The 26,728-nt window shown below is 43.2% G+C and carries 26 protein-coding genes; 2 read left to right on the plus strand and 24 right to left on the minus strand.

The features are described from left to right. Window positions 1-18: 18 nt before the first annotated feature. The 13 genes from I6G42_RS08205 to I6G42_RS08265 form a co-directional block, all read right to left on the minus strand. Complete coding sequence (locus I6G42_RS08205; RefSeq protein WP_038805446.1) at window positions 19-987, minus strand: glycosyltransferase family 2 protein; 969 nt, start codon at window positions 985-987, stop codon at window positions 19-21. Beyond that, the gene (locus I6G42_RS08210) at window positions 984-1,820 is read right to left on the minus strand and encodes a LicD family protein (RefSeq protein ID WP_001281452.1); all 837 of its coding nucleotides are present in this window, start codon (window positions 1,818-1,820) and stop codon (window positions 984-986) included. Before I6G42_RS08210 ends, I6G42_RS08205 begins: the two co-directional genes overlap by 4 nt. A gap of 147 nt (window positions 1,821-1,967) precedes the next feature. After that, window positions 1,968-3,248, minus strand: coding sequence for an LCP family protein (locus I6G42_RS08215; protein WP_038805447.1), 1,281 nt, complete (start codon window positions 3,246-3,248; stop codon window positions 1,968-1,970). Then, on the minus strand, window positions 3,245-4,093 hold the full coding sequence (gene pheA / locus I6G42_RS08220; protein WP_038805448.1) for a prephenate dehydratase: 849 nt from the start codon (window positions 4,091-4,093) through the stop codon (window positions 3,245-3,247). Before pheA ends, I6G42_RS08215 begins: the two co-directional genes overlap by 4 nt. Further along, window positions 4,090-4,566, minus strand: a complete 477-nt coding sequence (locus tag I6G42_RS08225) for a shikimate kinase (protein WP_038805449.1) — start codon at window positions 4,564-4,566, stop codon at window positions 4,090-4,092. Before I6G42_RS08225 ends, pheA begins: the two co-directional genes overlap by 4 nt. Next, complete coding sequence (gene aroA / locus I6G42_RS08230; protein ID WP_038805450.1) at window positions 4,559-5,842, minus strand: 3-phosphoshikimate 1-carboxyvinyltransferase; 1,284 nt, start codon at window positions 5,840-5,842, stop codon at window positions 4,559-4,561. The genes I6G42_RS08225 and aroA overlap by 8 nt, the downstream gene beginning before the upstream one ends. Before the next feature lie 90 nt (window positions 5,843-5,932). After that, the gene (locus I6G42_RS08235; protein WP_000065973.1) at window positions 5,933-6,271 is read right to left on the minus strand and encodes a YlbF/YmcA family competence regulator; all 339 of its coding nucleotides are present in this window, start codon (window positions 6,269-6,271) and stop codon (window positions 5,933-5,935) included. A 10-nt stretch (window positions 6,272-6,281) separates the two neighbouring features. Continuing rightward, window positions 6,282-7,385, minus strand: a complete 1,104-nt coding sequence (locus I6G42_RS08240) for a prephenate dehydrogenase (RefSeq protein ID WP_038805451.1) — start codon at window positions 7,383-7,385, stop codon at window positions 6,282-6,284. Between the two features lie 9 nt (window positions 7,386-7,394). Beyond that, a complete protein-coding gene (gene aroC, locus I6G42_RS08245; protein WP_038805452.1) occupies window positions 7,395-8,561 on the minus strand; it encodes a chorismate synthase in 1,167 nt (388 codons plus the stop codon). Between the two features lie 9 nt (window positions 8,562-8,570). Next, complete coding sequence (aroB, locus tag I6G42_RS08250) at window positions 8,571-9,638, minus strand: 3-dehydroquinate synthase (protein ID WP_038805453.1); 1,068 nt, start codon at window positions 9,636-9,638, stop codon at window positions 8,571-8,573. 18 nt (window positions 9,639-9,656) lie between these two features. Then, window positions 9,657-10,511: a shikimate dehydrogenase gene (locus I6G42_RS08255; RefSeq protein ID WP_038805454.1), complete on the minus strand. Its 855-nt coding sequence runs from the start codon at window positions 10,509-10,511 to the stop codon at window positions 9,657-9,659. Continuing rightward, on the minus strand, window positions 10,501-11,178 hold the full coding sequence (aroD, locus tag I6G42_RS08260) for a type I 3-dehydroquinate dehydratase (RefSeq protein WP_038805455.1): 678 nt from the start codon (window positions 11,176-11,178) through the stop codon (window positions 10,501-10,503). Before aroD ends, I6G42_RS08255 begins: the two co-directional genes overlap by 11 nt. Beyond that, a complete protein-coding gene (locus I6G42_RS08265) occupies window positions 11,175-12,338 on the minus strand; it encodes a class I SAM-dependent rRNA methyltransferase (RefSeq protein WP_038805456.1) in 1,164 nt (387 codons plus the stop codon). Before I6G42_RS08265 ends, aroD begins: the two co-directional genes overlap by 4 nt. Window positions 12,339-12,610: 272 nt before the next feature. Here I6G42_RS08265 and I6G42_RS08270 point away from each other — a divergent pair, with 272 nt between their 5' ends. Continuing rightward, window positions 12,611-14,059, plus strand: coding sequence for an alpha-amylase (locus tag I6G42_RS08270; RefSeq protein ID WP_038805457.1), 1,449 nt, complete (start codon window positions 12,611-12,613; stop codon window positions 14,057-14,059). A gap of 88 nt (window positions 14,060-14,147) precedes the next feature. On the opposite strand, the gene alaS is transcribed toward I6G42_RS08270, so the two are convergent. The 10 genes from alaS to budA form a co-directional block, all read right to left on the minus strand. Beyond that, window positions 14,148-16,766 carry an alanine--tRNA ligase gene (alaS, locus tag I6G42_RS08275; protein ID WP_038805458.1) on the minus strand — a complete coding sequence of 873 codons (2,619 nt, stop codon included), beginning with the start codon at window positions 16,764-16,766 and terminating at the stop codon, window positions 14,148-14,150. Between the two features lie 21 nt (window positions 16,767-16,787). Beyond that, window positions 16,788-17,273: an LURP-one-related/scramblase family protein gene (locus tag I6G42_RS08280; RefSeq protein WP_000847086.1), complete on the minus strand. Its 486-nt coding sequence runs from the start codon at window positions 17,271-17,273 to the stop codon at window positions 16,788-16,790. 254 nt (window positions 17,274-17,527) lie between these two features. Next, a complete protein-coding gene (locus I6G42_RS10075; protein WP_038805459.1) occupies window positions 17,528-17,779 on the minus strand; it encodes a hypothetical protein in 252 nt (83 codons plus the stop codon). A 149-nt stretch (window positions 17,780-17,928) separates the two neighbouring features. After that, window positions 17,929-18,999, minus strand: coding sequence for an ABC transporter substrate-binding protein (locus I6G42_RS08285; RefSeq protein ID WP_038805460.1), 1,071 nt, complete (start codon window positions 18,997-18,999; stop codon window positions 17,929-17,931). Continuing rightward, window positions 18,996-19,769: an ABC transporter permease gene (locus tag I6G42_RS08290; RefSeq protein ID WP_038805461.1), complete on the minus strand. Its 774-nt coding sequence runs from the start codon at window positions 19,767-19,769 to the stop codon at window positions 18,996-18,998. The genes I6G42_RS08285 and I6G42_RS08290 overlap by 4 nt, the downstream gene beginning before the upstream one ends. Further along, the gene (locus I6G42_RS08295; protein ID WP_000754120.1) at window positions 19,766-20,572 is read right to left on the minus strand and encodes an ABC transporter permease; all 807 of its coding nucleotides are present in this window, start codon (window positions 20,570-20,572) and stop codon (window positions 19,766-19,768) included. Before I6G42_RS08295 ends, I6G42_RS08290 begins: the two co-directional genes overlap by 4 nt. Beyond that, the gene (locus I6G42_RS08300) at window positions 20,553-21,710 is read right to left on the minus strand and encodes an ABC transporter ATP-binding protein (RefSeq protein WP_000742901.1); all 1,158 of its coding nucleotides are present in this window, start codon (window positions 21,708-21,710) and stop codon (window positions 20,553-20,555) included. The genes I6G42_RS08295 and I6G42_RS08300 overlap by 20 nt, the downstream gene beginning before the upstream one ends. Window positions 21,711-21,868: 158 nt before the next feature. Continuing rightward, window positions 21,869-22,774: a UDP-N-acetylmuramate dehydrogenase gene (gene murB, locus I6G42_RS08305; RefSeq protein ID WP_038805462.1), complete on the minus strand. Its 906-nt coding sequence runs from the start codon at window positions 22,772-22,774 to the stop codon at window positions 21,869-21,871. Window positions 22,775-22,885: 111 nt separating this feature from the next. Next, the gene (locus I6G42_RS08310) at window positions 22,886-23,638 is read right to left on the minus strand and encodes a YhfC family glutamic-type intramembrane protease (protein WP_038805464.1); all 753 of its coding nucleotides are present in this window, start codon (window positions 23,636-23,638) and stop codon (window positions 22,886-22,888) included. A gap of 9 nt (window positions 23,639-23,647) precedes the next feature. Then, complete coding sequence (gene budA, locus I6G42_RS08315) at window positions 23,648-24,379, minus strand: acetolactate decarboxylase (RefSeq protein WP_000375402.1); 732 nt, start codon at window positions 24,377-24,379, stop codon at window positions 23,648-23,650. A 145-nt stretch (window positions 24,380-24,524) separates the two neighbouring features. On the opposite strand from budA, the gene I6G42_RS08320 reads away from it, so the two are divergent. After that, window positions 24,525-25,796 carry a PLP-dependent aminotransferase family protein gene (locus I6G42_RS08320; protein ID WP_038805465.1) on the plus strand — a complete coding sequence of 424 codons (1,272 nt, stop codon included), beginning with the start codon at window positions 24,525-24,527 and terminating at the stop codon, window positions 25,794-25,796. A gap of 20 nt (window positions 25,797-25,816) precedes the next feature. On the opposite strand, the gene I6G42_RS08325 is transcribed toward I6G42_RS08320, so the two are convergent. Further along, window positions 25,817-26,632 (minus strand): ABC transporter substrate-binding protein, encoded by an 816-nt coding sequence (locus tag I6G42_RS08325; protein WP_038805466.1) that lies wholly within the window; start codon window positions 26,630-26,632, stop codon window positions 25,817-25,819. Window positions 26,633-26,728: the final 96 nt, after the last annotated feature.

Raw genomic sequence — 26,728 nt, forward strand, 5'->3', positions numbered from 1 at the left:
CAACTCCTTCTCATGATATTAGTTTTTTAATCCAACAATTTTCTTATATAGCCATGGAGAAATGACAAGTGAAAGGATCGCTACCTTGCGAAAAGTAGTGAAATAAGCATCCTTCCATATTTCGTGTCGATGCTGAACAATCCAAGTCCGTAGTTCGGCTTTCTCCTTTTGATACTCTTCAGATGAAGTAAATATGATTTTATCGTAAACTGTGATATACGACCAACATTCTCTATTTTTCAATTCAGGTTTTAAATCAGGAAAAGCTTGTGATACTTGAGCAATGATGTGCTTATAAACTTCTATCGTATCAAGTACATGCTGATTAACAGATGTTGTTGCACTTCCCTCACGATGATCATAATAATAAATTGGTTTGTCAATAAATACGCTACTGCATCTTGTCTTCAGTAGCAATTCAGTTAAAAATAAGGCATCTTCAGCTAGGTGATAATTTGTATTAAACTTTTCATCTGCTAGCAAGTCTCTCTTGAACAGTTTTGCGACTGGAAAAAATGACGTTCTAGTAGTCATCAGTAATTCCTTCATAGTTTCTTCTGTTGACCAGAGTTCTGTTTTTCCAGAATGTGGAGGTAGGTCTGTTACAATGCCGTTTTTAATATGGTGCAGAGGAGCAATTACAAAGCCTATATTTTCCCCCTCAACTGCACTAGCTAAAGTAGCTAGGTAATCCTGGGTAACGAAATCATCGCTATCAATAAAGGTAATCCAAGCACCAGTCGCCAGCTGAATTCCCATATTTCTAGCATTTGAAACTCCAGCATTTTCGATATGATAAACCTTGATATTCTCATACTGAGATGCTAAGTGATCACAGATCAGTCCACTGGAATCAGTAGAACCATCATTGATCAGAATTAGTTCAAAATTGGCATAAGTTTGTTGAAGAATCGACTCTACACATCGCTCCAGATAGGCTTCTACATTGTAGACTGGAACAATAACGCTAATTTTTTCTCCCATCATGCCCCATATTCTCCCTTATACTCTGTGTAACTCTTGTCCATGTCTGCTATAATCGCATCATGATGTGGTACCTGCTTGTCTGCTGGTGGTGGCGTCATATAATCCCCAAAAGCAGTGCTAAGATAGGCATCATAGCCGACTGGGATGGGCATCTCAGTTCCTTCAAATGGCAAGAAAAGATTGTCTTCAAAGGATGCGATTGGGTATTTGTTTCGCATGTAGCCAGGACCCGAGCATAATTCTGTGATTCCATCGCTCTCAGCCAGACCATACTTGGTCATTTCTTTTTCAGCCTTTTTCCAAATGCGATAACGTAGAGATTTGGGAGTCAAACCGAGTAAGATACGACTTCCCCATTTCATGACTGCACCATGTTTTTCTGGAACAGTTTGGGCACAAAAAAGGGAATAGATCAAGGCCCAACGAACCTGTTTCTTACGCTCAGCTGGATTTTTAGGATAATAATCTAAAGGCAAAACGTCCAAAGCCAAACCATGTGGCAAATCCAAATCCTTCTGATAAGGCTTGATACAAGTTGTTTCTTTATCACGTATAGTAATAAAAAGGTTACGGTCTACAAAGTCCTTGTGACTCTTTGACAAGAAATAACGCTCATCTGCATAACGAGGCCATAGTTCGGCTAACTTTTCATAGTCCTTGCGAGGCATGAAAAAATCTAGGTCATCATCCCAAGGAATGAAGCCCTTGTTGCGAAGGGCACCAATAGCCCCACCACCACAGAGATAGCACAACAAATTATGTTCTTTACAAAATGCGACGAAATATTCAGCCATTTCCAGACTACGAGCCTGAATCGCTTTCAAATCACTCATGTCTCTCCTCTTCTGTCCAATAACGAGTTATATCGTTTTATTATACCATAAAAAAGCCTTAAAAATCCATCAGATACCGTAAAAAATCAAAGCCCAATCCACCATTTTTACTGGTGAATGAAGCTTTGATTTTTATTTATTTACATCTTATCTCATTCCCATTTGGGCGAGTTTAGTCCGGTATTTGTTCTGGTCGATAAGTAGACCCTGTCCTCCGTAGACATCATAAGCATCCACCCAATCGCCCAGTTCTGGCACTGTGAGTCTTTCGATACCATTCTGTGCACCTTCGATAACTGATAAGCCATTGGTCAGTAAGAATGTATATGGTAGGTTGGTAGAAGTCATTCCAAATACTTTTCCAAGTGCTTCTGATCCTGTAAAGAGTTTGGTTGGATCTTTGATTTGCTCAAGAACAGCTGACATGACTTGCTGCTGACGTTTGGTACGACCATAGTCTCCTTCATCATCATCACGGAAACGAGCGTAGTTGAGCAAGGTTGAGCCATTCATCTGCTGTTTCCCAACTTTAATAGTTTGAGTTGGCGATTCGGTTTCTGTTGCATGAAGGTCATCTCCAACTGTGGCTGCTGTCAGAGGCTGACCATTTAACGTTGAAAACTTAGCGTCTATAGTCACCCCATCAGGAAATAACGTATCAATGGCAGTTGCAAAGGCTTGGAAATCCACTAGGGCATAGTACTTAATATCCAAATCAAAGTTGTCTTTTAGAACCTTGCGGACCATTTCAGCCCCTTTTTGCCCTTCTTGTTCCCCGAGTTCATAAGCAACATTGAGTTTATTATCCGTTTGTTTCTTGCCATTCACAATCTGGCTGTAGCCATCAATATAGACTAGGTTGTCACGCATGAAGCTGACTAGCTTGATCTTCTTATCCGAACCACTAACATTCAATACCATAATCGTATCTGTACGGGTTTCTGCACTGTTTTGACCAATACGACCATCTGTCCCCATGATTAGGATATTCACCCCGTCTTTAGTATCTTGACCATTAAAGACCTCTACTTGAGCTGCTTTTGCATCAGCTGGCCTATTGGTAGAAGTTGCTGACTGGAAACCGCGCAGGAACATAAAAATCATCCCCGCAGCCACACAGGTTATCAACAGTAAAAGCCAAATTAGAACTCGTTTAAAAAATCTTCTTGGTTTCTTCTTTTTCACTTTTGGAAGAGAGGAAAATTTCTGATGTCTATTCGAGCGACTTTGATTGGAATACTGTGGAATCCCAATGTCCTTCCCTAGATTTTTTTCCCTTTCACCTTCATTAGAGGGAAATCCACCGTCCATTTTTCTTTTCAGATAGTCAAATTCTCTCTTTTCTCTGTCATTTAGGTAATGAATATTCTTAAAAAGGTAATCATAGCGTAACTGCTCATGATGACTTAAAGGGCTTTCTTTGCTCATAGGCTCTCCTTTCCTAGGTCCCTTATGGTGAAAATAGGGTAGGTTCCCAGTATCTTGTACTGGATTCCAATTGCTTCTAGTTCTTGTCTGGCAAAATGAACCAGCTCTTTGTCACTATAGTCTACATCGATAATGAAAAAATATTCTCCCAAGGCTGTTTTAAGGGGGCGACTCTCAATCTTTGTTAAGTCAATCCCTCTCCAAGCAAAGGTCGAAAGTGCCTTGTAAAGAGCACCAGGTAGATTGTCTGGTAAGGTCAAGGCCAAACTCATTTTTTCAGTTTGCGATTGCAAAGGGATAGTGGGAATCTCGGATCCTAAAACCCAAAAACGAGTGAAATTGGCTTCCATTTCTTGGATATCTTCTGCTATCAATTCCAAACCATACTCTGCAGCGGAGTTTCTAGGGGCAATAGCCGCAAAAGGTTGGTCTGGATGTTCAGCAATAAATCGGGCTGCATAGGCTGTGCTTGCCGTCACTTCAAGCTGGGCTTCTGGATAATGCTCCTCTATGAACTTCTTTCCCTGAGCCAGAGCCTGAGGATGAGAAAAGATTTTCTCAATTTTTGACTGACCTGGAACTGCCATCAGCTGCTGATGAATGGGTTGTACGATTTCTGCAACAGCCTGAATATCCGCCTGATGAAAAAGGTAATCCAAGCTTTCATGCACACTCCCCTCAATGGAGTTTTCAACTGGTACCACAGAATAGTCCACCAAGCCCTGTTCATAGGCCTTAATAACATCTGTGATATTGGCAAAAGCCTGCAATTCCTCTTTGAGAAATGCTGTCTGCACAACATGATGCGAAAAAGATCCCTTGGGACCTAGATAGGCAATTTTCATCTCAGTTCCTCTATAATTTCCTCTGGGCTTAGCTTGGTCACATCTAGAATCCGACTGGCTACTTCCTCATACCAAGCTTGTCTTTCTTGGAAAATTCTGGCTAGCTCTTCCTTACTTTTGTTGAGAAAAAGCGGGCGCTGATTGTCCTTGTCAGCTGCGATACGTTGGTAGAGGGTTTCAAAATCTGCTTTTAGGTAGATGTTATCAGGATTGGTCTTGAGCAAGTCACGATTTCTCTGAGAAATGACAACTCCTCCGCCAGTTGACACAACTCGGTCCGTTTTTAGTAAGTCAGCTAGGACTTCTGACTCTACTTGACGAAAGGCCACTTCTCCTTTTTCAGCGAAGAAATTCGCAATGGACATTCCCAAACGTTCCTCGATTAAGGCATCCATATCGATGTAGTCCGGGTCCAATCCTCTAGCGATTGTCGATTTGCCTGCCCCCATAAATCCGAGTAATACCTTAGCCATGAATCAAAGTCTCCAAATCATCAAAGAAGCTAGGATAGCTGGTATTGATGGCTTCAGCACGATCAAGTTCCACTTCTCCATCCGCAACCAAGAGGGCTGCAATAGCTGTCATCATTCCAATTCGATGATCACCAAACGTATTGACTCTAGCGCCATGAAGTCTTGATTTCCCTTTGATAATCATCCCATCTGCTGTAGGAGTGATATCCGCCCCCATGCTATTTAAGGCGTCAGCCACCACCTGAATGCGGTCAGTTTCCTTGACCTTGAGTTCCTCAGCATCCTTAATAACTGTTACACCTTGGGCTTGCGTCGCTAGAAGGGCAATAATAGGCAATTCATCAATCAAACGGGGAATCAAGGATCCACCAATCTCTGTTCCTTTTAAGTCAGAAGACTCGACAGTTAGGGTTGCAGATTTAGCAACTGGGTCAATTTCAGTTATTTCTAGTTTTCCTCCCATGGCGCGAATGACATCAATAATACCTGTACGCGTTTCGTTAATCCCCACATTCTGCAGCACCACACGAGAGTTTGGAACAATCAAACCTGCAACCAACCAAAAGGCTGCACTAGAAATATCTCCTGGCACGATTACCTTTTGTCCGATCAGTTTTTGTGGTCCTTGAACTGTAATTTTTTTGCCATCCACACTTAAATGACCACCAAATTGCTGTAGCATATCTTCGGTGTGGTTACGAGTACATTCTTTCTCGATAATAACGGACTCCCCCTGAGCCTGCAAGGCTGCAAATATCAAGGCAGACTTGACTTGAGCAGAGGCGATTGGCAACTCATAGTGAATAGGTGTAAGTTTTTTCGTTCCTTTTAAGCGAAGAGGAGGCAGGTCTCGCTCCGTTTGCCCTGAAATGCTGACGCCCATTTTTTTCAGAGGAATCGTCACGCGATCCATAGGACGTTTGGAAAGACTGTCATCTCCAAACATCTCTACTTCGAAGTCTGCACCGGCAAGGACACCTGAAATCAGGCGAATCGAGGTTCCAGAATTCCCCATATCCAAGGCGTTTTGCGGAGCTTTTAAGCCATCCATTCCAACACCTTGAATGGTAATGACACCGTCTTTATCCTCAATTTCAACACCAAGGTCACGAAAAACCTGCATGGTTGAGAGCACATCCTCTCCACGCAGAATATCATATACCTTGGTTTCTCCCTCAGCCAAACTTCCAAAAATAATCGAACGGTGGCTGATAGACTTGTCACCTGGAACCCGGATACTGCCATGTAAGTGGCGAATGTTTGTTTTTAGTTTCATAGTTGACCCCATACTTGCGATACTTTTTCTTATTTTATCACAAAAAAGCCAGAAATTCCTGAAATTTCTGGCTTTTATACAGATAAAATACTATTTCAATAATTCTGAAACAGGTTCAAAGACAATTTTTTCAATGTCTGAAAGGTAAATGGACAATTGTTGCTGTTTAGCAAAGAAATCTGACAAAAGAGCGTTCTCTTGGATTTGCTTGCTGAAAGACTGCATCTTTTCTTGGAAAGAGGCGTCTGGCATTTGTCCCGTTTGCGCCATGACTTGGATTTCTTGCTGGAAAGCGAGGTAGTCTGCAAAAATCTTGCTAGCTTGTTCATCAGCTTGGATGGCATCTTTTGCTGCCTTAACTGCCTTGTATTCTGGTAATTCGCGTAACCCACGGCTGAGTTCATTTGCACTATCGTAAATATTTGACATGATTTTCTCCTTATTTGATGACGACTGTGTAGTCCGTGTTTTCTGTAATTAAGCGCTCAGCTCGTTCCAGATCCTGAGCATTTTTAAAGGAAATTTGTAGAATCCCGTGAACATCCTCCCGGTTTTCTTCGTTGATGTGGATGTTGACCAAGGAAGTTCCACGTAGCAATTCCAAAATCCGCAAGATGACATCTTCTTCATCGGGAACATCGACATAGAGGTCATAAGAGCTATCCACACCTCCACGTTTATGGATTTCCATGGCCTGCCGTTGCTCACGCGCCTGATTGAAAAAGTTCCAGATTTGCTCTTCATCTCCATTGCTGATGGACTGACCAATCGCTTCCAAACGTTCCTTGAAATCCGCAATTCGCTCTAGAATAGTCTCACGATTAGACAAGAGAATGGAAGTCCACATACCTGGCTCACTCTCCGCAATTCGGGTCATATCTCGAAATCCTCCCGCCGCAAAGCGCCTTACCATTTCGTGTTCTTGTGCATAGACCGCTGTCTGCTCCATGAGACTGGAAGCCAGAATATGAGGAAAATGGCTAATCTGAGAAGTAACCCGATCATGCTCCTTGGCATCAATCTCGATAAAACGAGCGTGAAGGCCTGAAAGAAGATCTTTCATTTCCTCAAGTGTTTCAGGACCTGTTAGGCTTGAAGGTGTGAAGATATAGTAGGCATTTTCAAAGAGATTGACATCCGCAGAGGCAGCTCCTGTCTTGTGACTACCAGCCATGGGATGGGACCCGACAAAGCGGACAGGTTTGCCAGCCAAATACTGCTCCGCCACATCTACAATGGCTGACTTAGTCGAGCCAGCATCCGAGATAATGACGCCTTCTTTCAAGTCTAAATCTGCCAACTCCTTAATAAAAGCAATGGTCTGTTTGATTGGCAAGGTCAAGATGATGATATCTGCTAGGGGAGCGAAACTGGCAAAATCATCCGTCGCACGGTCAATCATCCCCCGCTCCAAGGCAATTTCTCTCGAATCCTGACTGCGATTATAACCTAAAATTTCATAGTCCGGATGATCACGCTTGATACCGAGCGCCATCGAAGCACCAATCAGACCGAGACCTGCGATATAGATGGTTTTTGCCATGAGGACTCCTTAATAGTTCTTTGTATAGTCTCGGTGCTTGGAAACTGCCTCTTTTAATTCTTCAAGATTATCTGATGAGAATTTTTCAAGAATTTCCTGTGCCAACACAGTAGCCACAACAGCTTCCATGACAACACCTGCTGCTGGAAGAGCGGTCGGATCACTTCTCTCCACAGTTGCCTTGTAAGGTTCGTGGGTTTCGATATCCACACTCATAAGTGGTTTATAAAGAGTGGGAATGGGTTTCATGACACCACGGACAACGATGGGTTGCCCATTAGTCATGCCACCTTCGAAACCACCTAGATTATTGGTGCGGCGAGTATAACCATCTTCTTTAGACCAGAGAATTTCATCCATAACTTGGCTGCCTTTTCGATAACCAGCTTCAAAGCCGAGACCAAATTCCACCCCTTTAAAGGCATTGATAGAGACAACTGCTTGGGCCAATCGCGCATCCAATTTTCTGTCCCATTGGACATAGGAACCGAGACCAACTGGAACACCTCCGACGACTGTCTCCACAACCCCACCGATGGTATCACCGTCACGTTTGATTTGGTCAATATAATCCTTGATTTCCTGTTCTCGTTCTTGGTTGACAATAGAAACTTCTGACTGGGCAGCTCGTTGCTTGATTTCAGCGACTGTCAGATTTTCAGGTACATCGATTTCCTTTCCACCAAAGACCACGACATGGTTGGCAATCTCCATATCCAGTTCAGCCAAAAGGCGTTTGGCTACTGCCCCAACTGCTACTCGCATGGTTGTTTCACGAGCTGATGAACGTTCCAAAGAATTTCGCAAATCATCAAAACGGTACTTGATTCCCCCTACCAAATCGGCATGTCCTGGACGTGGATGGATGATTTTTCGTTTGCTTTTAAGGCGGTCTTCAATGTCCTCCGCAGACATAATGTCCAGCCATTTTTGGTGGTCCTTATTGATGACATCCATGGTAATGGGAGCCCCTGTCGTCTTCCCGTGACGAACGCCCGAAGTAAAGACAACCTGGTCACTCTCAATCTTCATACGACCACCACGACCGTAGCCACCCTGACGGCGTTTAAGGTCTCCATTAATATCCTCAGCTGTCAAAGGTAGTCCGGCCGGAATACCTTCAATAATAGCCGTCAGACGGGGGCCGTGTGATTCTCCTGCAGTTAAATATCTCATACACTCTCCTTATTTTACCAAGTAGTCTTTCATCTCTTCCAAAGAAACTGGGTGAATGGTCGCTGATCCGATCCCTGGTACCAAGACCAATTTCAAGGTGTTGCCACGCGCTTTCTTGTCATGAGTCAAAGCCTGATAGAGCTTTTCAACATCCCAGTTTTCATAGTCAACTGGCAAACCAAACTTCTGGCACATATCTTTGATAGATTGGGTCATTCCTTCTGGCATGAGGCCTTTTCCCTCAGCAACCTTGGAAATCTGCACCATACCCATAGCCACTGCCTCACCATGCATAACCTTGCCATAACCAGCAGTTGCTTCAATGGCGTGGCCAATAGTGTGTCCAAAGTTGAGGTAAAGCCGAACACCGTTGTCCAATTCATCCTCAACCACCATCTTGCGCTTAACCTGACAAGAATGTTCAATCAAAGTCTCTGCATGTTCCAGAATGCTCTCTACAGAACCATCTAGCTCCGTCAAGAGAGCCCATAGTTCTGGATCTTCAATCAAGCCGTACTTGATAACCTCACCCATTCCCTCAATCAACTCTCTTTCCCCGAGTGTTTCAAGGACAAGCGGATCAATCAGAACCCCATCTGGTTGGGCAAAAGTACCCACCATATTCTTAGCAAATGGAGTGTTAACGCCTGTCTTACCACCGATAGACGAATCAACCTGGGCTGTCAGACTGGTTGGTATCTGAACAAAGTGAATGCCCCGCATATAGGTAGAGGCCACAAAACCAGCCAAGTCCCCAACGACACCACCACCAAGAGCCACGATTCCATCGCTACGAGTCAGATCTTGCTTGACTAAAAATTCATAGACCTTCTGTACAGTTGTTAAATTTTTTCGTTCTTCTCCCTCTAAGAAATCAAAAACAGCTACCTGAAAACCAGCATCTTCTAGGCTGAGTTTAACCTTCTCTGCATAGAGAGAAGCTACATGGTTGTCGGTTACTATAACCACTTTTTGAGGTTGCCAGAGTTCTCGCAACCACTGACCAGCCTGAGCTAGACAACCTTTTTCAATCTGAATATCATAAGGATGATGCGGAATATCGATTCTGATTTTCATAGTAGGGTATCCTTTTCACTATTTATATTTTTCTGTTAAGGACTGCCAAATCTCGTCTGTCGGCATTTCTTTACCTGTCCACAGTTGAAAAGCTTCAGCAGCTTGATAGAGCAACATCCCCAGGCCGTTGACAGCTGGATTGCCCTGACTTCTAGCCCATTTCAAAAATGGCGTCTCAAAGGGTTGGTAAATGATATCTGCGACCAAGAGAGCCTCTGGCAAATTGATACTTTCTGGAACTGGCGACGACTGGCCATCCATCCCAACACTAGTCGCGTTGACGAGCAGGTCCGACTCGGCAATCCTTGATTGCAGTTCAGAAAGATCTTCTAAAGCATACAAGTCCACTTTAAATCCTGTTTGGTCCTGCAACTTGTCTAGGTAAGGTCTTGTTTTTTCCATAGAAGTTGAACGCACAAAGACAGAAATCTGACTAATCCCATCCAAAATAGCTTGCACCAGAATGGACTTGGCTGCGCCCCCTGCTCCCAGAATGGTCATTTTCTTATCCGAGATTGTAAAAGAAGGCAAGCTCTTAAAAAATCCCTTGCCATCTGTATTATATCCAATTAACGTTCCGTCTTGATTGACAACTGTGTTGACCGCCCCAATCAAACGAGCCTCATCACTCAACTCATCCAGATAAGGAATCACTTGCTCCTTGTAAGGCATGGAGAGGTTGATTCCAAACATCTGGTAACGGCGAATATTGGTTACTGTTTCCGCCAAGTCACCTGCTTCAATCTCCCAAGCCACATAGACACCATTGGTAGCTGTCGTCTCAAAGGCCCTATTGTGGATGAAGGGGGAAATAGAGTGTTTGATGGGATTGGCAACAACTGCAGCTAAACGTGTATAGCCATCAAGCTTCATCCAAAATCTCCCTGATTTTCTTCATGTTTGATAGCGAAATCTGACCTGGGGCACTCGCTTCATCTAGACTAGCAAATGACCAGCTAGAACCTGTCACATCTGAAGTGATACGCGAAACCTTACCAATTTTCCCCATTGAAATAGTCACGTACTCTTGCTCAGGATTGAGTGTCTTGAAACCTCGCGTATAATTCATCAGATCCAAAACATCCTGAGCTGTATTTGCCATTACTGATACTTTGACCACTTTCGGAGAGAGACTGGTCAACTCAGACAAGATTTCCATCATGTTTTCAGGTGTTTCCTGGAAATTGTGATAACTCAAGACCAGATTTGGAAAATCCAACATCTCCTCAAAAACATCCTTGTGGCTGAAATACTCAAAATCCACATAGTCTGGTTGGTAGAGTTGGGTCACTTCCTTGATGATTTGAACATACTCTTCTGAGGAAAGTTCGATTTCTCCTCCCTCAGCGCGAGTCCGAAGGGTAAAGACAAGTTCGCGTCCTGCAAATTTCTCAAAGATAGCGGGTGCTACCTGTAAAATAGCGTCCTTTGCAAGAAAGTCCGCACGCCACTCAATGATATCGGCATCTTCATACCTTGTGGCATCCAGTTCTTGCGCTTCCTCTAAACTTCTTGGCATTACTGAAACGACTAATTTCATCTACTAACCTTCATACTAATCACCTTGAGGTAATTACTGCTTTCATCTTTTTTATTATAGACAAAGTCTGCTGGAAGACCATATTGGTTCAAGACCTGATACCTTCTTCCTGCAAAACCTTTATCAATTTGTTCTGTAAATTTCTGGCGGGAAACATTGGCAGCATTGGTACTGGCAATGATAATACCTCCAGGATTTAAAATTTCTAGGCTCTGGGAAATCAACTTGTGATAGTCCTTAGCCACAGAAAATGTTTGTTTTTTATTGCGGGCAAAGCTAGGTGGATCAAGGACAATCACATCGTAGGTCAAACCTTTTCGCTTGGCATACTTGAAATAGTCAAAGACATCCATGACGATGAAACGGTGATTGTCCGTGCTGAGTCCATTTGACTGAAAATGAGCTTCTGACAGCTCTCTGGACCGTTTGGCCAAGTCGACAGAAGTCGTCTCACTCGCGCCTCCCATAGCTGCAGCAACTGAAAAGGCAGCCGTATAGGAAAACATATTGAGCAAGGATTTGCCCATGGCTAGACCGTCAACCAGACTCCCACGAACCTCATGCTGGTCTAGGAAAATCCCTGTCATCAAGCCATCATTCATAAAGACTTGATAGAGCACGCCATTCTCAAGAACAGTAAAGTAGTCTGGCGCTTCCTCACCATAGACATGGGCAGACTCGTAGTCTAGACCTTTAAAACGAATCTTCTCATAAGCCCCCAAGACCTCAGGAAAAACTTCCTTAAAAGCCTTTACTATGAGCTCACGAATCTGGTAAACATAGGAATTGTACCAAGAAAAGACAGCATAATCTCCATAGAGATCAAGAATCAGACCACCAAAACCATCCCCCTCTTGGTTAAAAAGGCGAAAGGCAGTAGTCAAGTCATCCTGATAATAAGGCTTTCTAGCTTCCTTGGCCTTACGAAACAGAGATTCAAAGAAGATTTGATTAAAGCTAACCCTTTCCTTGCTGATGAACCAGCCAATGCCCTTATTCTGCTGAGAAAGATAGGCGCTCCCTAAAAACTTTCCGTCTTGACTAAGAACTTCTACTGCCTGATCCGTCAGATCAATATCTCTTAAATCACTTGCTTCCAAAAGAACTAGACCCTTAGCTAGCTTTTTTTCAACACGTCTGCTGACCCTAATTCTATTCATAGCTACTATTATAGCAAATTTTGTGACAATTCTCAAAAAAGAAACCGTTTAACCATATGTACTTTAGTTTACTGAGTGTCATTTTTGTTAAAATAAGTTTATTCCATTTACTTTTTCACCAAAACATCCTCTCCCTTGTGATGGAAAGAGAGATTGTAATCGATAAAAATAGACAATTTCAGAAATGAGTATAGAATCTTGCGCAAACGTTTGCCTAGTTCTAAACTTTATGGTAGAATAAAACACAACATTGATAAGCAAGAGGAAAAACAATGCAAAATCAGACACTTATGCAATACTTTGAGTGGTATCTGCCCCACGACGGACAACACTGGACGAGATTGGCAGATGACGCAGAACACCTAGCAAATCTTGGTATCAGTCATGTCTGGATGCCACCTGCCTTCAAGGCAACCAATGAAAAAGATGTTGGCTATGGCGTTTATGATCTTTTTGACCTAGGTGAATTTAACCAAAAAGGGACTGTCCGCACCAAGTATGGGTTTAAAGAAGACTATCTTCAAACGATTCAGACTCTCAAGGAGCATGGAATCCAGCCTATGGCTGATGTGGTGCTCAATCACAAGGCCGCTGCTGATCATATGGAAGCCTTTCAGGTTATTGAAGTGGACCCTGAGGACCGTACAGTTCAACTAAGCGAGCCCTTTACTATCAATGGCTGGACTCACTTTACTTTCGATGGCCGCCAAGATACCTACAATGACTTCCACTGGCACTGGTACCACTTCACAGGTACAGACTACGATGCCAAACGCCGTAAGTCTGGCATTTACCTGATTCAAGGAGACAACAAGGGCTGGGCCAACGAGGAATTGGTCGATAACGAAAACGGTAACTACGACTACCTCATGTATGCTGACCTAGACTTTAAGCATCCTGAAGTCATCCAAAATATCTATGACTGGGCTGACTGGTTCATGGAAACGACTGGTGTAGCTGGTTTGCGCTTGGATGCCGTTAAACACATCGACTCCTTCTTTATGGGCAATTTCATCCGTGATATGAAGGAAAAATACGGTCAAGATTTCTATGTTTTTGGTGAATTTTGGAATCCAGATAAAGAAGCCAATCTAGACTATCTTGAAAAGACAGAAGAACGTTTTGACCTTGTCGATGTTCGCCTCCACCAGAACCTCTTTGAAGCTAGCCATGCTGGAGCAAGCTACGACCTTCGTACTATTTTTACTGATAGCTTGGTCGATCTCAAACCTGACAAGGCTGTGACTTTTGTCGACAACCACGATACCCAACGAGGGCAAGCCCTTGAGTCTACTGTTGAAGAATGGTTCAAGCCAGCAGCCTATGCCCTTATTCTATTACGCCAAGATGGGCTTCCATGTGTCTTTTACGGAGACTATTACGGTATCTCAGGGCAATTTGCTCAACAAGATTTCAGAGAAGTTCTTGATCGTCTCCTAGCCATCCGAAAAGACAGAGCCTATGGAAAGCAAACAGACTACTTTGACGATGCCAACTGTATCGGTTGGGTTCGTTCAGGTGCTGAACATCAATCTCCAATCGCTGTCCTTATCTCCAATGACCAAGAAAACAGCAAGCCTATGTTTGTCGGGCAAGAATGGGCTGAACAAACCTTTGTTGACCTCCTTGAAAATCATCCAGCGCAAGTTACGATCAATGCTGACGGTTATGGAGAATTTCCAGTAGCAGCGGGTTCAGTCAGTGTCTGGGCAGTTAAATAAACCTATCAGTTACAAGCCAGATCCAACCGGATTTGGCTTTTTTTGTATGCACAAAAAGATCTACCCAAATGGATAGATCTTTATTGTCTTACAATTTACCTGCTACTGCATCCAAGAGTTCTTGGATTTTCGCTTGGTTGCTTCCTCCTGCCATGGCCATGTCTGGTTTACCACCACCACGTCCATCGACGATTGGAGCCAATTCTTTGACAAGGTTTCCTGCATGCACATCTTTTGTCTTGCTAGCTACAAGAACGTTCACTTTGTCACCGATAGCGGCAACTAAGACAAGCACGTCAGAGTAGTCTTTTTGTTTCCAGTTATCCGCAAAGGTACGAAGGGCACCTGCATCTGATACAGAAACTTGGCTTGCAATGTAACGGTATCCGTTGACTTCCTTAACGTCCTTGAAGACATCACCAGCAGCTGCGGCTGCGGCTTTTTCTTTCAATTCTGCATTTTCTTTTTGGAGTTGACGAAGTTGTTCTTGAAGCCCTTCAACCTTGTGAGGTACTTCCTTGAGTTGAGGTGCTTTCAAGGTTGCTGCGACAGCTTTAAGAGCGTCTTCTTGTTCACGGTAAGCTTCAAAGGCTTCCTTACCAGTCACTGCCAAGATACGGCGAGTTCCTGAACCGATTCCTTCTTCTTTGACAATCTTGAAGAGACCAATCTCAGAAGTGTTGCCAACGTGGGTACCACCACAAAGTTCGACAGAGTAGTCACCGATCGTAACAACACGAACTTCCTTACCGTATTTCTCACCAAAGAGGGCCATAGCTCCCATTTCTTTAGCAGTGTCAATATCTGTCTCAACAGTTTCCACTGCGATCGCTTCCCAGATTTTCTCATTGACTTGCTGTTCAATGGCGCGCAATTCTTCTGGAGTCACGGCTTGGAAGTGAGTAAAGTCAAAGCGAAGGAATTCGACTTCGTTCAGAGATCCTGCTTGTGTCGCATGGTGGCCAAGAATATTGTGAAGAGCCGCATGGAGCAAGTGAGTTGCTGTGTGGTTTTTCATGATACGGTGACGACGATTGGTGTCAATAGCCAAAGTGTATTCTTGGTTCAAAGCAAGTGGTGCAAGAACTTCAACAGTGTGAAGAGCTTGTCCGTTTGGTGCTTTTTGAACATCTGTCACAGTAGCCACGACGTTTCCTGCAGCATCCAAGATTTGACCGTGGTCAGCTACTTGTCCACCCATTTCAGCGTAGAATGGAGTCTCTGCAAAGATAAGAGAGGCAGTTCCTTCAGATACAGCTTCTACTTCAGCATTATCCGCTACGATAGCCACCAACTTAGAAGACAATTGACTGGCATTGTAGTTAAAGACACTTTCCACTGTGATGTTTTGAAGGGTTTCGTTTTGCATACCCATTGAGCCACCTTTAACAGCTGACGCACGCGCACGTTCTTGCTGTTCTTTCATGGCTGCTTCGAAGCCTTCACGGTCAACAGTCATACCCGCTTCTTCAGCGATTTCTTCTGTCAATTCCACTGGGAATCCGTACGTATCATAGAGTTTGAAGACATCTTGCCCCGCGATAACGTTTTGACCTTTCGCTTTCAAATCAGCTACAATGGTTTCTGCAAAGTGTTGACCTGAATGAAGGGTACGAGCAAATGACTCTTCCTCGCTCTTCACGATTTTCTCGATAAAGTCACGTTTTTCAAGCACTTCTGGGTAGTAGCTTTCCATGATTTTTCCAACAGTTGGAACGAGTTTGTAAAGGAAAGGCTCGTTGATGCCCAATTTTTGACCGTGCATAGAAGCACGACGAAGGAGACGACGAAGGACATAGCCACGACCTTCATTTCCTGGAAGAGCGCCATCACCGATTGCAAATGAAAGAGAACGGATGTGGTCAGCGATGACCTTGAAGCTCATGTTGTCGCCATCTTGGTCGTAGACCTTACCAGACAACTTCTCAACTTCACGGATGATCGGCATGAAGAGGTCTGTTTCAAAGTTAGTCTTAGCCCCTTGGATAACTGCCACCAAACGCTCCAAACCAGCGCCCGTATCAATGTTCTTGTGTGGCAATTCCTTGTACTCACTACGAGGAACAGCAGGATCGGCGTTAAATTGTGACAGAACGATGTTCCAGATTTCGATGTAACGGTCATTTTCGATATCTTCTGCTAGAAGGCGAATACCGATATTTTCTGGGTCAAAGGCTTCTCCACGGTCAAAGAAGATCTCAGTATCAGGTCCAGAAGGCCCCGCACCGATTTCCCAGAAGTTGTCTTCGATTGGGATCAAGTGGCTTGGATCCACTCCTACTTCAATCCAGCGGTTGTAAGAATCCTTATCTTCAGGATAGTAGGTCATATAAAGTTTTTCAGCTGGGAAATCAAACCATTCTGGACTTGTCAAAAGCTCATAAGCCCAGGTGATAGCTTCATCACGGAAGTAATCCCCGATAGAGAAGTTCCCCAACATTTCAAACATGGTATGGTGACGCGCAGTCTTCCCTACGTTTTCGATGTCGTTGGTACGGATGGCTTTTTGCGCATTGGTAATACGTGGGTTTTCAGGGATGATCGTCCCATCAAAGTATTTCTTAAGAGTTGCTACCCCAGAGTTAATCCACAAAAGAGTTGGGTCATTTACAGGAACCAAACTCACTGATGGTTCTACAGAGTGGCCTTTGCTTGCCCAGAAATCTAGCCACATTTGGCGAACTTGAGCACTAGATAGTTGTTTCATAATATCTCCTTATTTACTTGATTAATTTGATTGGCTTTCTAGCATTTCCACATAGTCAATTGCGACACAGAGGGAAATGACCAGGTCTGCATAAGAGTCTTCATAGACGGTTACGGTGTAAGTTGAGGTCAAATGGAAAATCTCTTTCCGAATCTCGGCAACAAGCTGATCACGATCATCTAGCAATTTGAAATTCAAATCCCAGATATTGCCCTCGATGCGAAGTCCCAGATTATCAAACTCATACTTATCTCGCCAGAAGGTCAACTTCTTACGAATAACGAAATTGGAACCGTTTCGTAACTGAATAGTAAAGCGAGGAAGTAAGGTGAAAAATTCTTTACTAATCTCACTAACTTGTTCACCATAGGCGTCATAGATGGTAAAGGTCTTAGGGATTTGGAAGAAAGAACCCTCCACCTGATAGTTCACTACTCCTCTATCATCCTTGATATCAAAGCGTTCGCCCCCAAGACGAAACTTTTGTTTCACGAGAAATGTCTTCATAAACACCTCCAAAAATCAAAAGACAAGCTCACATCACGAAGGGCGAAAAACCGCGGTACCACCTTCATTCAATGAACTTGTCATTCTCTTATTCTTATGCAATTGTCTGATTGAGTAGCATGACTTCCTAGCTTAGATGGCTCGCAGCACCGCCAATTCTCTGGACTAAGACAACTGAAAATCAATTCTCAACTTTCTTATTATATCGTTTTTTGGGTTCTGCGTCAACTGGAAATCATTCCCTACATCCCTGATTACTTTTTCAGGATATATTTTTTCTTACTGCCATTTTTCTTTTTATCCCAACTTTTATTCCAAAGTTTTGAATTGTTAAAGATAGCTTCGAAAATATTTACAAATATAAAGAACCCTATCACCAAATGTATGGAATCAGTTGTTAGGTATTGTCGATCCAAACCATCCTTTAGAGAGAATAGTATAACAGTTTGCTGAACAGTCAAAAAGGCTGGCCAAAAAAATTTTTTGAAAAAAGTAGACAGTTTCATTATTTGTTACCGCTTTCTATTCGTATAAACTTAGTATACTACTAGACAAGCAAATAAGCAACTAGAATAGAAAAAGATAAGGCTGTAAAAGTTGACTTCTATTAAGAAAACGAACCAGCTTAACTGATTCGTTTCATAACTGCTAACTCCTACTTCCGATACATTTTAAACTGTAGGAAGAGGTCGCTATATTTGCCTGTCCATTTATGATCAAACTTCTCATAAACTTCTAGGTTTTTCATGGTATCAGCGTCTGGATAGAAGGACTTGTCTTCTTTGGTCTCCTCTGGGAGCAGTTCCTTAGCCGTGTTATTTGGTGTTGCATAGCCGACATATTCTGCATTTTTAAAAGCATTTTCGGGTTTCAACATAAAGTTGATAAAGGCATAGGCTGCATCTTGGTTTTTCACGGTTTTTGGAATGACCATGTTATCAAACCAGAGATTGCTGGCCTCAGTCGGAACGACATACTTGAGGTTAGGATTTTTCTCCAACATCTGACTGGCTTCCCCAGAGAAAGTGACACCGATAGCAGCATTGTTCTGGATCATGTAACCCTTCATCTCGTCCGCCACAATGGCCTTGATATTTGGAGTCAATTTGTAGAGCTTATCCACTGTCTCTTCCAACTGCTGAGGATCCTTTGAGTTGAGGCTGTAACCAAGTGAGTTAAGTCCGAGTCCCAGCACCTCACGCGCTCCATCAAAGAGCATGATGGAATCCTTGTATTCTGGCTTCCAGAGGTCATCCCAATGCTCAGGCGCCTCATCTACCATGGTTTCATTGTAGACAATTCCCAAGGTTCCCCAAAAATAAGGAATGGAGAATTTATTGCCCGGATCAAAAGACTGGTTGAGGAACTCTGGTCCGATATTTTCGATTCCCTCAATTTTTGAATAATCGAGTGGTACCAAGAGGTCTTCGTCCTTCATCTTGTTGATCATGTACTCACTAGGAATGGCAATATCATAGGTTGTTCCACCTTGCTTGATCTTGGTATACATGGCTTCGTTGGAGTCAAAGGTCTCGTACTGGACTTGGATGCCTGTTTCTTCTGTGAATTGCTCCAAAAGTTCTGGATCGATATAGTCCCCCCAGTTGTAGATAACCAATTTCTGACTATCTCGACTGTTGATTTTACTATCTAGATGATGAGCAATTCCCCACAAGACAAGGATAATTGCTGCAATTCCTGCTAAAAATGAATAGAGTTTTTTCATGCTTGCTCCTCCTTCTCACGTGAGATAAAGTAATAGCCTACAACTAGGATAATACTAAAGAGAAAGACAAGGGCAGACAGGGCATTGATTTCTAGTGAAATTCCCTTACGAGCACGAGAGTAAATCTCAACTGATAGGGTCGAAAAGCCATTTCCTGTGACAAAGAAGGTCACGGCAAAGTCATCCAGCGAATAGGTAAAGGCCATGAAATAACCTGCGATGATAGACGGCGTTAGATATGGCAACATAATTTCTTTGAACATCTGGAACTGACCGGCTCCTAAGTCATAAGCCGCATGAATCATGTCACCATTCATCTCCTTGAGACGAGGCAAGACCATCAAGACCACGATAGGGATGGAAAAGGCCACGTGACTAGATAGAACCGTCAAAAATCCAAGTGAAAACTTAAGCTGGGTAAAGAGAATCAAGAAGCTGGCACCAATCATAACGTCAGGCGCAACCATGAGGATATTATTGAGTGATAAAAAGGCTTCTTGGTATTTCTTACGAGACTGGTAGATATAGATAGCACCAAAAGTCCCGATAATGGTCGCTATCAAGGCTGATAGAAAGGCCAAGAAAAAGGTTTGGGTGAGGATCAACATGAGACGACCATCACCAAACATGGTTTTAAAATGGCTCAAGCTAAAACCAGTAAAGCTGTTCATATCATCGCCAGCATTAAAGGCATAGCCAATCAAGTAAAAAATTGGCAAATAAAGGATGATAAAGACAAAGGCTAGGTAGAGATTGGCAAATTTTTTCATCGTTCTCTCCTTTCCTTGGTCACCCACATGGTGATGAACATGGTCAGGATGAGGATTACACCGATGGTAGAACCCATTCCATAGTTGTCATTGGTCAGGAAGTTCTGCTCAATGGCCGTTCCCAGTGTGATAACGCGGTTACCCCCAATCAAACGTGTCAGCATGAAGAGACTCAAACTGGGGATAAAGACGGACTGGACCCCACTTCTCACTCCATTCATAGATAGAGGGAAAATGACATGACGGAAGGTCTCCCACTTGGTCGCACCGAGGTCATAACTGGCATTGATAAGATTGTTATCCATATCGTCCAAGACATTGAAAATCGGCAAAATCATAAAGGGAAGCTCGATGTAGCTTGCGACAAATATAAAGGAGAAATCAGTAAAGAGCAACTGCTGCGAACCGATTCCGATGAATTCCAAGAATTGGTTAATAGAACCATTCTGACCAAAAATCCCGATAAAGGCATAGGCCTTGAGGAGCAGGTTAATCCAGGTTGGCAGAATAATCAGCATGAGCCAGAGTTGACGGTGCTTGAGACGGGTCAAAAAGAGGGCCGTTGGATAGCTGATAAGCAGCGTCACCATGGTCACAATCCCCGCATAGAGCACAGAGTTGAAACTCATTTTGAGATAGGTCAGATTTTGTGACGCAAAGTAGGATTTATAGTTTTCTAAACTAAACTGCCCTTCAATGTTGAAAAAGGATTGACCGAAAATCAAGACCAAGGGTGCAAGGACAAAGAGGGCAATCCAAAGCATGTAGGGCACTACAAAGAGTTTAGAGGTTGTTTTCTTCATCTCTTTCCTCCTCGATCGCGTTAATTAGACCTGCTTCTTGCTCTTCGATTTCTACGTACTCCTCGATACGAGCATCGAACTCTTCTTCGGTTTCGTTGAGACGCATGATGTGGATATCTTCTGGTTCAAAGTCCAGACCGATTTCCTCGCCCACAATGGCCTTACGAGTCGAGTGGATCATCCATTCATTTCCGAGTTCGTCATAGGCGATAATCTCGTAGTGAACCCCACGAAAAAGCTGAGTATCAACCTTGACTTGGAGCTTACCTTCTTCAGGAAGGGTAATGCGCAAGTCCTCTGGACGAATGACAACCTCAACAGGCTCATTTGGCTTCATCCCTCCATCGACCGCTTCAAAGCGTTTGCCGTTGAACTCGACCAAGTAGTCTTCAATCATGGTTCCTGGCAAGATGTTGGACTCACCGATAAAGGTGGCAACAAAGTGGTTGATCGGCTCATCATAGATGTCCACTGGCGTTCCTGACTGGACAATCTCGCCATCATTCATAACGAAAATCCAGTCACTCATGGCCAGGGCTTCTTCCTGATCGTGAGTGACAAAGACAAAGGTAATCCCCAATCGTTGTTGCAATTCACGCAGTTCGTACTGCATATCTGTTCGCAACTTCAAGTCCAGCGCTGATAAAGGCTCGTCCAGCAAGACCACACGGGGTTGGTTGATGATGGCACGGGCAATGGCCACACGCTGACGTTGTCCTCCAGAGAGTTTACGAATGGAACGCTTCTCGTAACCTTCCAACTGAACCATCTTGAGAACTTCCGCTACGCGTTGTTCGATTTCTTTCTTGTCGATTTTACGCAAGCGGAGTGGAAAGGCAACATTTTCAAACACATTCATATGTGGAAACAAGGCATAGGATTGGAAGACCGTATGAACATCACGCTTGTTGGTTGGGATGTCGTTGATTCGTACCCCATCCAGCAAAATATCCCCTGTCGTCGCATCCAGTAAACCTGCAATGATGTTTAGGATGGTTGATTTCCCTGAACCTGATGCGCCTAAAAGGGTATAGAACTTTCCTTCTTCCAACTCAAAGTTAATGTCTTTGAGAACCTTGGTGTTGCTGTCTTCAAAAACTTTAGAGACGTTTTTGAATTCAATAATTGGTTTTTTCAATTGGCATAAATTCCTTCTTTTTCATAAATTAACAGATCAGGGCTCTGTCAGGCCGCTACTACCTCTTGCAGGGAGTAAAACCACCTGCATACATCTTCGCTACCGATAGGCTTTCACCCCCTTTCCATTGACATAGCAGCAGCTATTCTGGCGAAACCTTATTCCTTCTCACCCAAGATTCTAACTTCTCTCTCAAGGGTGACACCTGAGTGTTCCTTGACTTTTTCAATAACAGATTGGATCAAGTCCTCGTAGTCTTTCGCCGTTCCGTCAGCAACATTGATCATGAAACCAGCATGCTTTTCAGATACTTCAACACCACCGATACGATAGCCTTTCAAGCCAGCCTCTGAAATTAACTGTCCTGCAAAATGCCCCACTGGACGCTTAAAGACCGAACCACAAGATGGGTATTCTAGAGGTTGTTTGAGTTCACGTAGGTGCGTCAAGCGATCCATTTCCTGCTTGATGACCTGGTGATTTCCTGGAGCAAGAGCAAATTTAGCCGACAAGACAATGGCCCCAGAATCCTGAATAGCTGAATGGCGGTAACCAAAAGCCAAATCCTTGGCTGACAAGGTCTCGATTTCCCCTTCCTTGGTCAAAATTTGACAAGACTGCAAGATATGAGCAATCTCACCTCCGTATGCACCTGCATTCATAAAGACAGCTCCACCGATGCTTCCTGGAATGCCGCAAGCAAACTCAAAACCAGTCAAACTATGACGAAGTGCAATACGTGTTGTCTCGATCAAATTAGCACCCGCTTCTGCCTCAATGGTATAACCATCAACTGAAACGTTATTAAGCTTATCACACAAGATGACAAAACCACGGACTCCACCTTCACGAACGATGATATTGCTGGCATTTCCTAGCACCATCCAAGGAATATTCTCCTGATTGGCAAATTGGACGACACGCGCCATCTCATAGCGATTGCGTGGCAAAACTAGGTAATCCGCTCGACCTCCTACCTTGGTATAGGTATAGGTCTTCAAGGGTTCCTTGAAACGGATATCAATCCCTTCTAAGATTTCAAGCATTTTTTCTTTTACTGACATGTCACTCTTCCTTTTTCAAAATTCATTCCATTATACCATTTTTAGAGACATTTGACGACAGGAAAATTCTTGGTGTCAAAGCATTGCGTAAAAAAAGAGGTTTCCCTCTTTTTATGATTTTTTCCAAAATGTAGATTTTGTAAGCCAGATAAAAGCTAGTACTTCTAAAAGAAGAATGACCTCCACTAGAAGTGGATTTGCAATCCATCCTACTTGAGATAAGGCTGGAGCCAAGTCAAACAAGGCATGCAAACCATAGGCAGCAACGAGGTAGATCCATTTCTTTTGACGAACACTTTGATAGACCCAGATGGAAAGACCAATTTGTAGAACCAGAGCAAGCACACGTTCAACTCCTAATAAATAAACCTGCCATACCGATAGAGACTGAACCGTTTCGAGGGTAGACTTTGGAAGGAGATTGGCTACATCAGTATTTGAAGACTGGATGAGTGAAAAGAGGATCAAAAGACTAATCAAACTTCCTAACCCGAGATAGAGCAACTCCAAGCCCCCATGTCCCAAGCCATAAGCCAAAGCATCTCTATCTTCTAGACTTCTCTTTTTCTCCAACCATTTAAAAAAGACAAGGCGGGCTGTTTCCTCAAAGAGGGCCGCCATGGCGATTCCATAAAGGACATATAAGAAAGGCTGCTCCTGCATGAGCGGAATGGTTCCATCTTTTTGCGGATGGAGTATCAGAAGGTGAACAATCTTCTCTAACACTTGAGAAGAAACAAAAAATGCGATTGCCCCCAAGCCCATCACTGCAAGAGAGATCTTAAAGCGTTTTTTTGCGTACCAAGTCCCACCTACTAGGACTAAAACCAAAGCGATCATGGTAAGGATAATATGTAGTGTCATCTTTTTCTCCTATTCTGACTTATCAATGTCTTTCTTCATCTCGTCAACGTTAAATTTGGCAAATAAATACTGGCGATCTTGGACTGGAAAACGTTGGTCCAACTGGTCGACTGCCCCAACCTCAATCATTCCTTCTTTGATAACAAAGTCCATCACATGCCCACCAAAGGTCAAATCATCTGAGATAAAATGCAAATGGTAGCCTGCAACACTCACCCCATGGAAAATCTCCGGTGTCCAAAATCCAACAATGGTTCCCGATACATTTTCACGGCTATATTCAGGTTGGTGAGTCGCCACATCAGCAAATTTGGTATCAGGTGTGGATTTGGGAATCATCCGCACGTGCATTTGTGAAAATTCGCCATGAATCTTGATGGAGCGAAAGAGATTTTCCCCATCATAGTAGGACTCAATCCGCTTTTCCAATTCCTTGTCCGTCATCTCAAAGCGCTGGCGGAAAATCACTTCTGCCTGATGGGGAACCACTGCCGCATAAGGAATAAGGGCATCAGGTGCGACTTCTACAATTTCAGGTTGTTCCCCTGAACCTTTGGCTTGGTAAGCCTTGCCATCAAGGACAATCAACTCCCCATCAATCGAATCAAGGGTTCCTAAACCAAGGTCGCCATGTTCCAGCAATTCTCCTACTGTCATGGTTCCGCCATAGAGACCAGCCATAAGGGCACCTAGAGTATTGTATTGAAATAATTTTACCGGTTCCTGCACTTTTCTATCCATTCTCTTTCTTATCTTCTTTTCAATGAATCATCATACTTTTTAAGTATACCACATTTGCTCCTAGATGTGAAAGGGAGAAATGCTTTTCCCATTGCCAAGTAGGCAAAAAAAAGGTACAATGTAACAAAATCAAGGGAGGTCTGGAATGAAGAAAGAAAGTAAATACCAAGCAGTCGTTTCCTTTCTAAAAAAGGGGATCGAATCAGGAAAATTTCCAACAGGTAGCCGGCTTCCCTCCATCCGTCAACTGAGCCAAGACTTCCACTGTAGCAAGGACACTATCCAACGAGCCCTACTGGAATTACGCCATGAACAATACCTCTATGCCAAACCCCAAAGTGGCTACTATGTTCTAGAACAAGGACAGCACCAAGACTTGGAAATCGAAGTCACTGACGAACATGCTAGTGCCTATGACGACTTCCGACTCTGTATCAATGAAACCCTGATAGGCCGAGAAAACTACCTCTTCAACTACTATGACAACCAAGAAGGCCTTGAGGTGCTGAGACAATCTGTCCATCAACTTCTTTTCGACCAAGCCCTCTACTGCAAACCCGATCAACTGGTTCTGACTTCTGGTACCCAGCAAGCTCTCTTTATCCTTTCTCAGATTGACTTTCCGAGCAAGGGAGCGGAGATTTTGGTCGAACAGCCGACCTATCACCGGATGAATCGTCTCTTGGTCGCTCAAGGATTAGCCTACCAGACCATTGAACGCCGTATTGATGGCATTGACCTTGAAAAACTGGAAGAACAGTTTAAATCTGGGAAAATCAAGTTTTTCTACACCATTCCTCGCTTCCACTATCCCCTAGGTCATTCCTATTCTGATCAGGAAAAAAGGGCTATTTTGGATCTAGCAAACCAGTATGGTGTTTATATCGTAGAGGATGATTATCTAGGTGACTTAGACTCTAAAAAGGGACAAACTTTCCACTATCTGGATACTGAGGATCGGGTCATTTATATCAAATCCTTCTCAACCAGCCTCTTTCCAGCCCTTCGTATTACCGCTCTCATTCTCCCAAATGCCCTAAAAGAGGCTTTTGTTTCCTACAAAAATATCCTGGACTATGACAGCAATCTTATCATGCAAAAGGCACTCTCTCTTTACATCGACAGCCAGTTATTTGAAAAAAATCGACTAGCTCGATTGACCCTTCAAGAGAACTATCAAGCTCAGATTAAGGAGGTACTTGAAAAAAACACCTGTCCCTTGCCCCACTATTCTCTACACGATGGTCTTTTGCTTGATTTGAGAAACTATCCTAAAATTGCCAGTTTAAAGCATAGCTCACTCAAACTAGACTTTTTTGAGAAGGCTTATTTGAAAACCTGTCCATATCAATTTGCAAAAGTCACTCTCGAAAATCTAGAAGAGTTATTAGAATACATAAAAGCAGAATTGGATTAAAGTCCAACTCTGCTCTTTTCTTATTGTTCAACTTCTGTTAGTTTCGCTGCTTTTTCTAGATAGCTTTGATAGGTTCCGTCATCTTTTAGTTTTTGGATAACCTTATCGACTACTGCTTTCAAGTCTGATTGATTCTTCTTGATAGCAACAGCATTGGCTTCGCCATCTTTCATCGTCAAATTAACAGTTGCAACGGCAAGATCTGAGTTTTTACCTGCGTAGCTAAGAGCAACTGGTTCATCCATATGAACAGCATCCACTTTTCCAGCCTGCAATTCATTAACTGCTTCCCCCATATTGGTCAAGGATGTCAATTGGGCATTTGGCAATTGTTCCTTGACCATGGTTTCTGGAACAGTTCCCTTTTGAGCTGCAATATTGGCACTTGCGAGGCTTGAAAGATCCTTGTATTTGTCTAAATCGGCTTTTCTAACCAAGAAGCTCATTTTGTTTTCATAGTAAGGGATTGAAAAGTCAAAGACTTCCTTTCTCTCATCTGTAGCACTAATTCCTGCAATGGCCAAGTCAGCCTTTCCAGTTTGAAGACTGGTCAAGACATTGTCAAAACTCATGCTAGAGATTTCAAGTTTAACCCCAAGCTCATCTGCAATCGCTTGAGCCATATCAATATCTGCCCCAACCACTTGGTTTTTACCATCTACCAAGGATTGGAATTCAAATGGTGCATAGTCTGGGCTGGTCGCAACGACTAGCTTGCCTTTTTGTTTGATAGCCTCCACAGCAGACTGAGAACTATCCGTACTTGATTGGCAAGCTACCAAAACCATGCTGGCAAGCATGCTACATACAACTAACATCCATTTTTTAAATTTCATAAATAAACGACCTTTCTGTTATTTCTGAATAATTATAACCTATTTGAAAATACTTGTCAACATTTTCAGAATTTTCATTTCAAAAAAATTCCATTA

This window comes from Streptococcus oralis, from assembly GCF_016028255.1.
Lineage (GTDB): Bacteria > Bacillota > Bacilli > Lactobacillales > Streptococcaceae > Streptococcus > Streptococcus oralis_AC.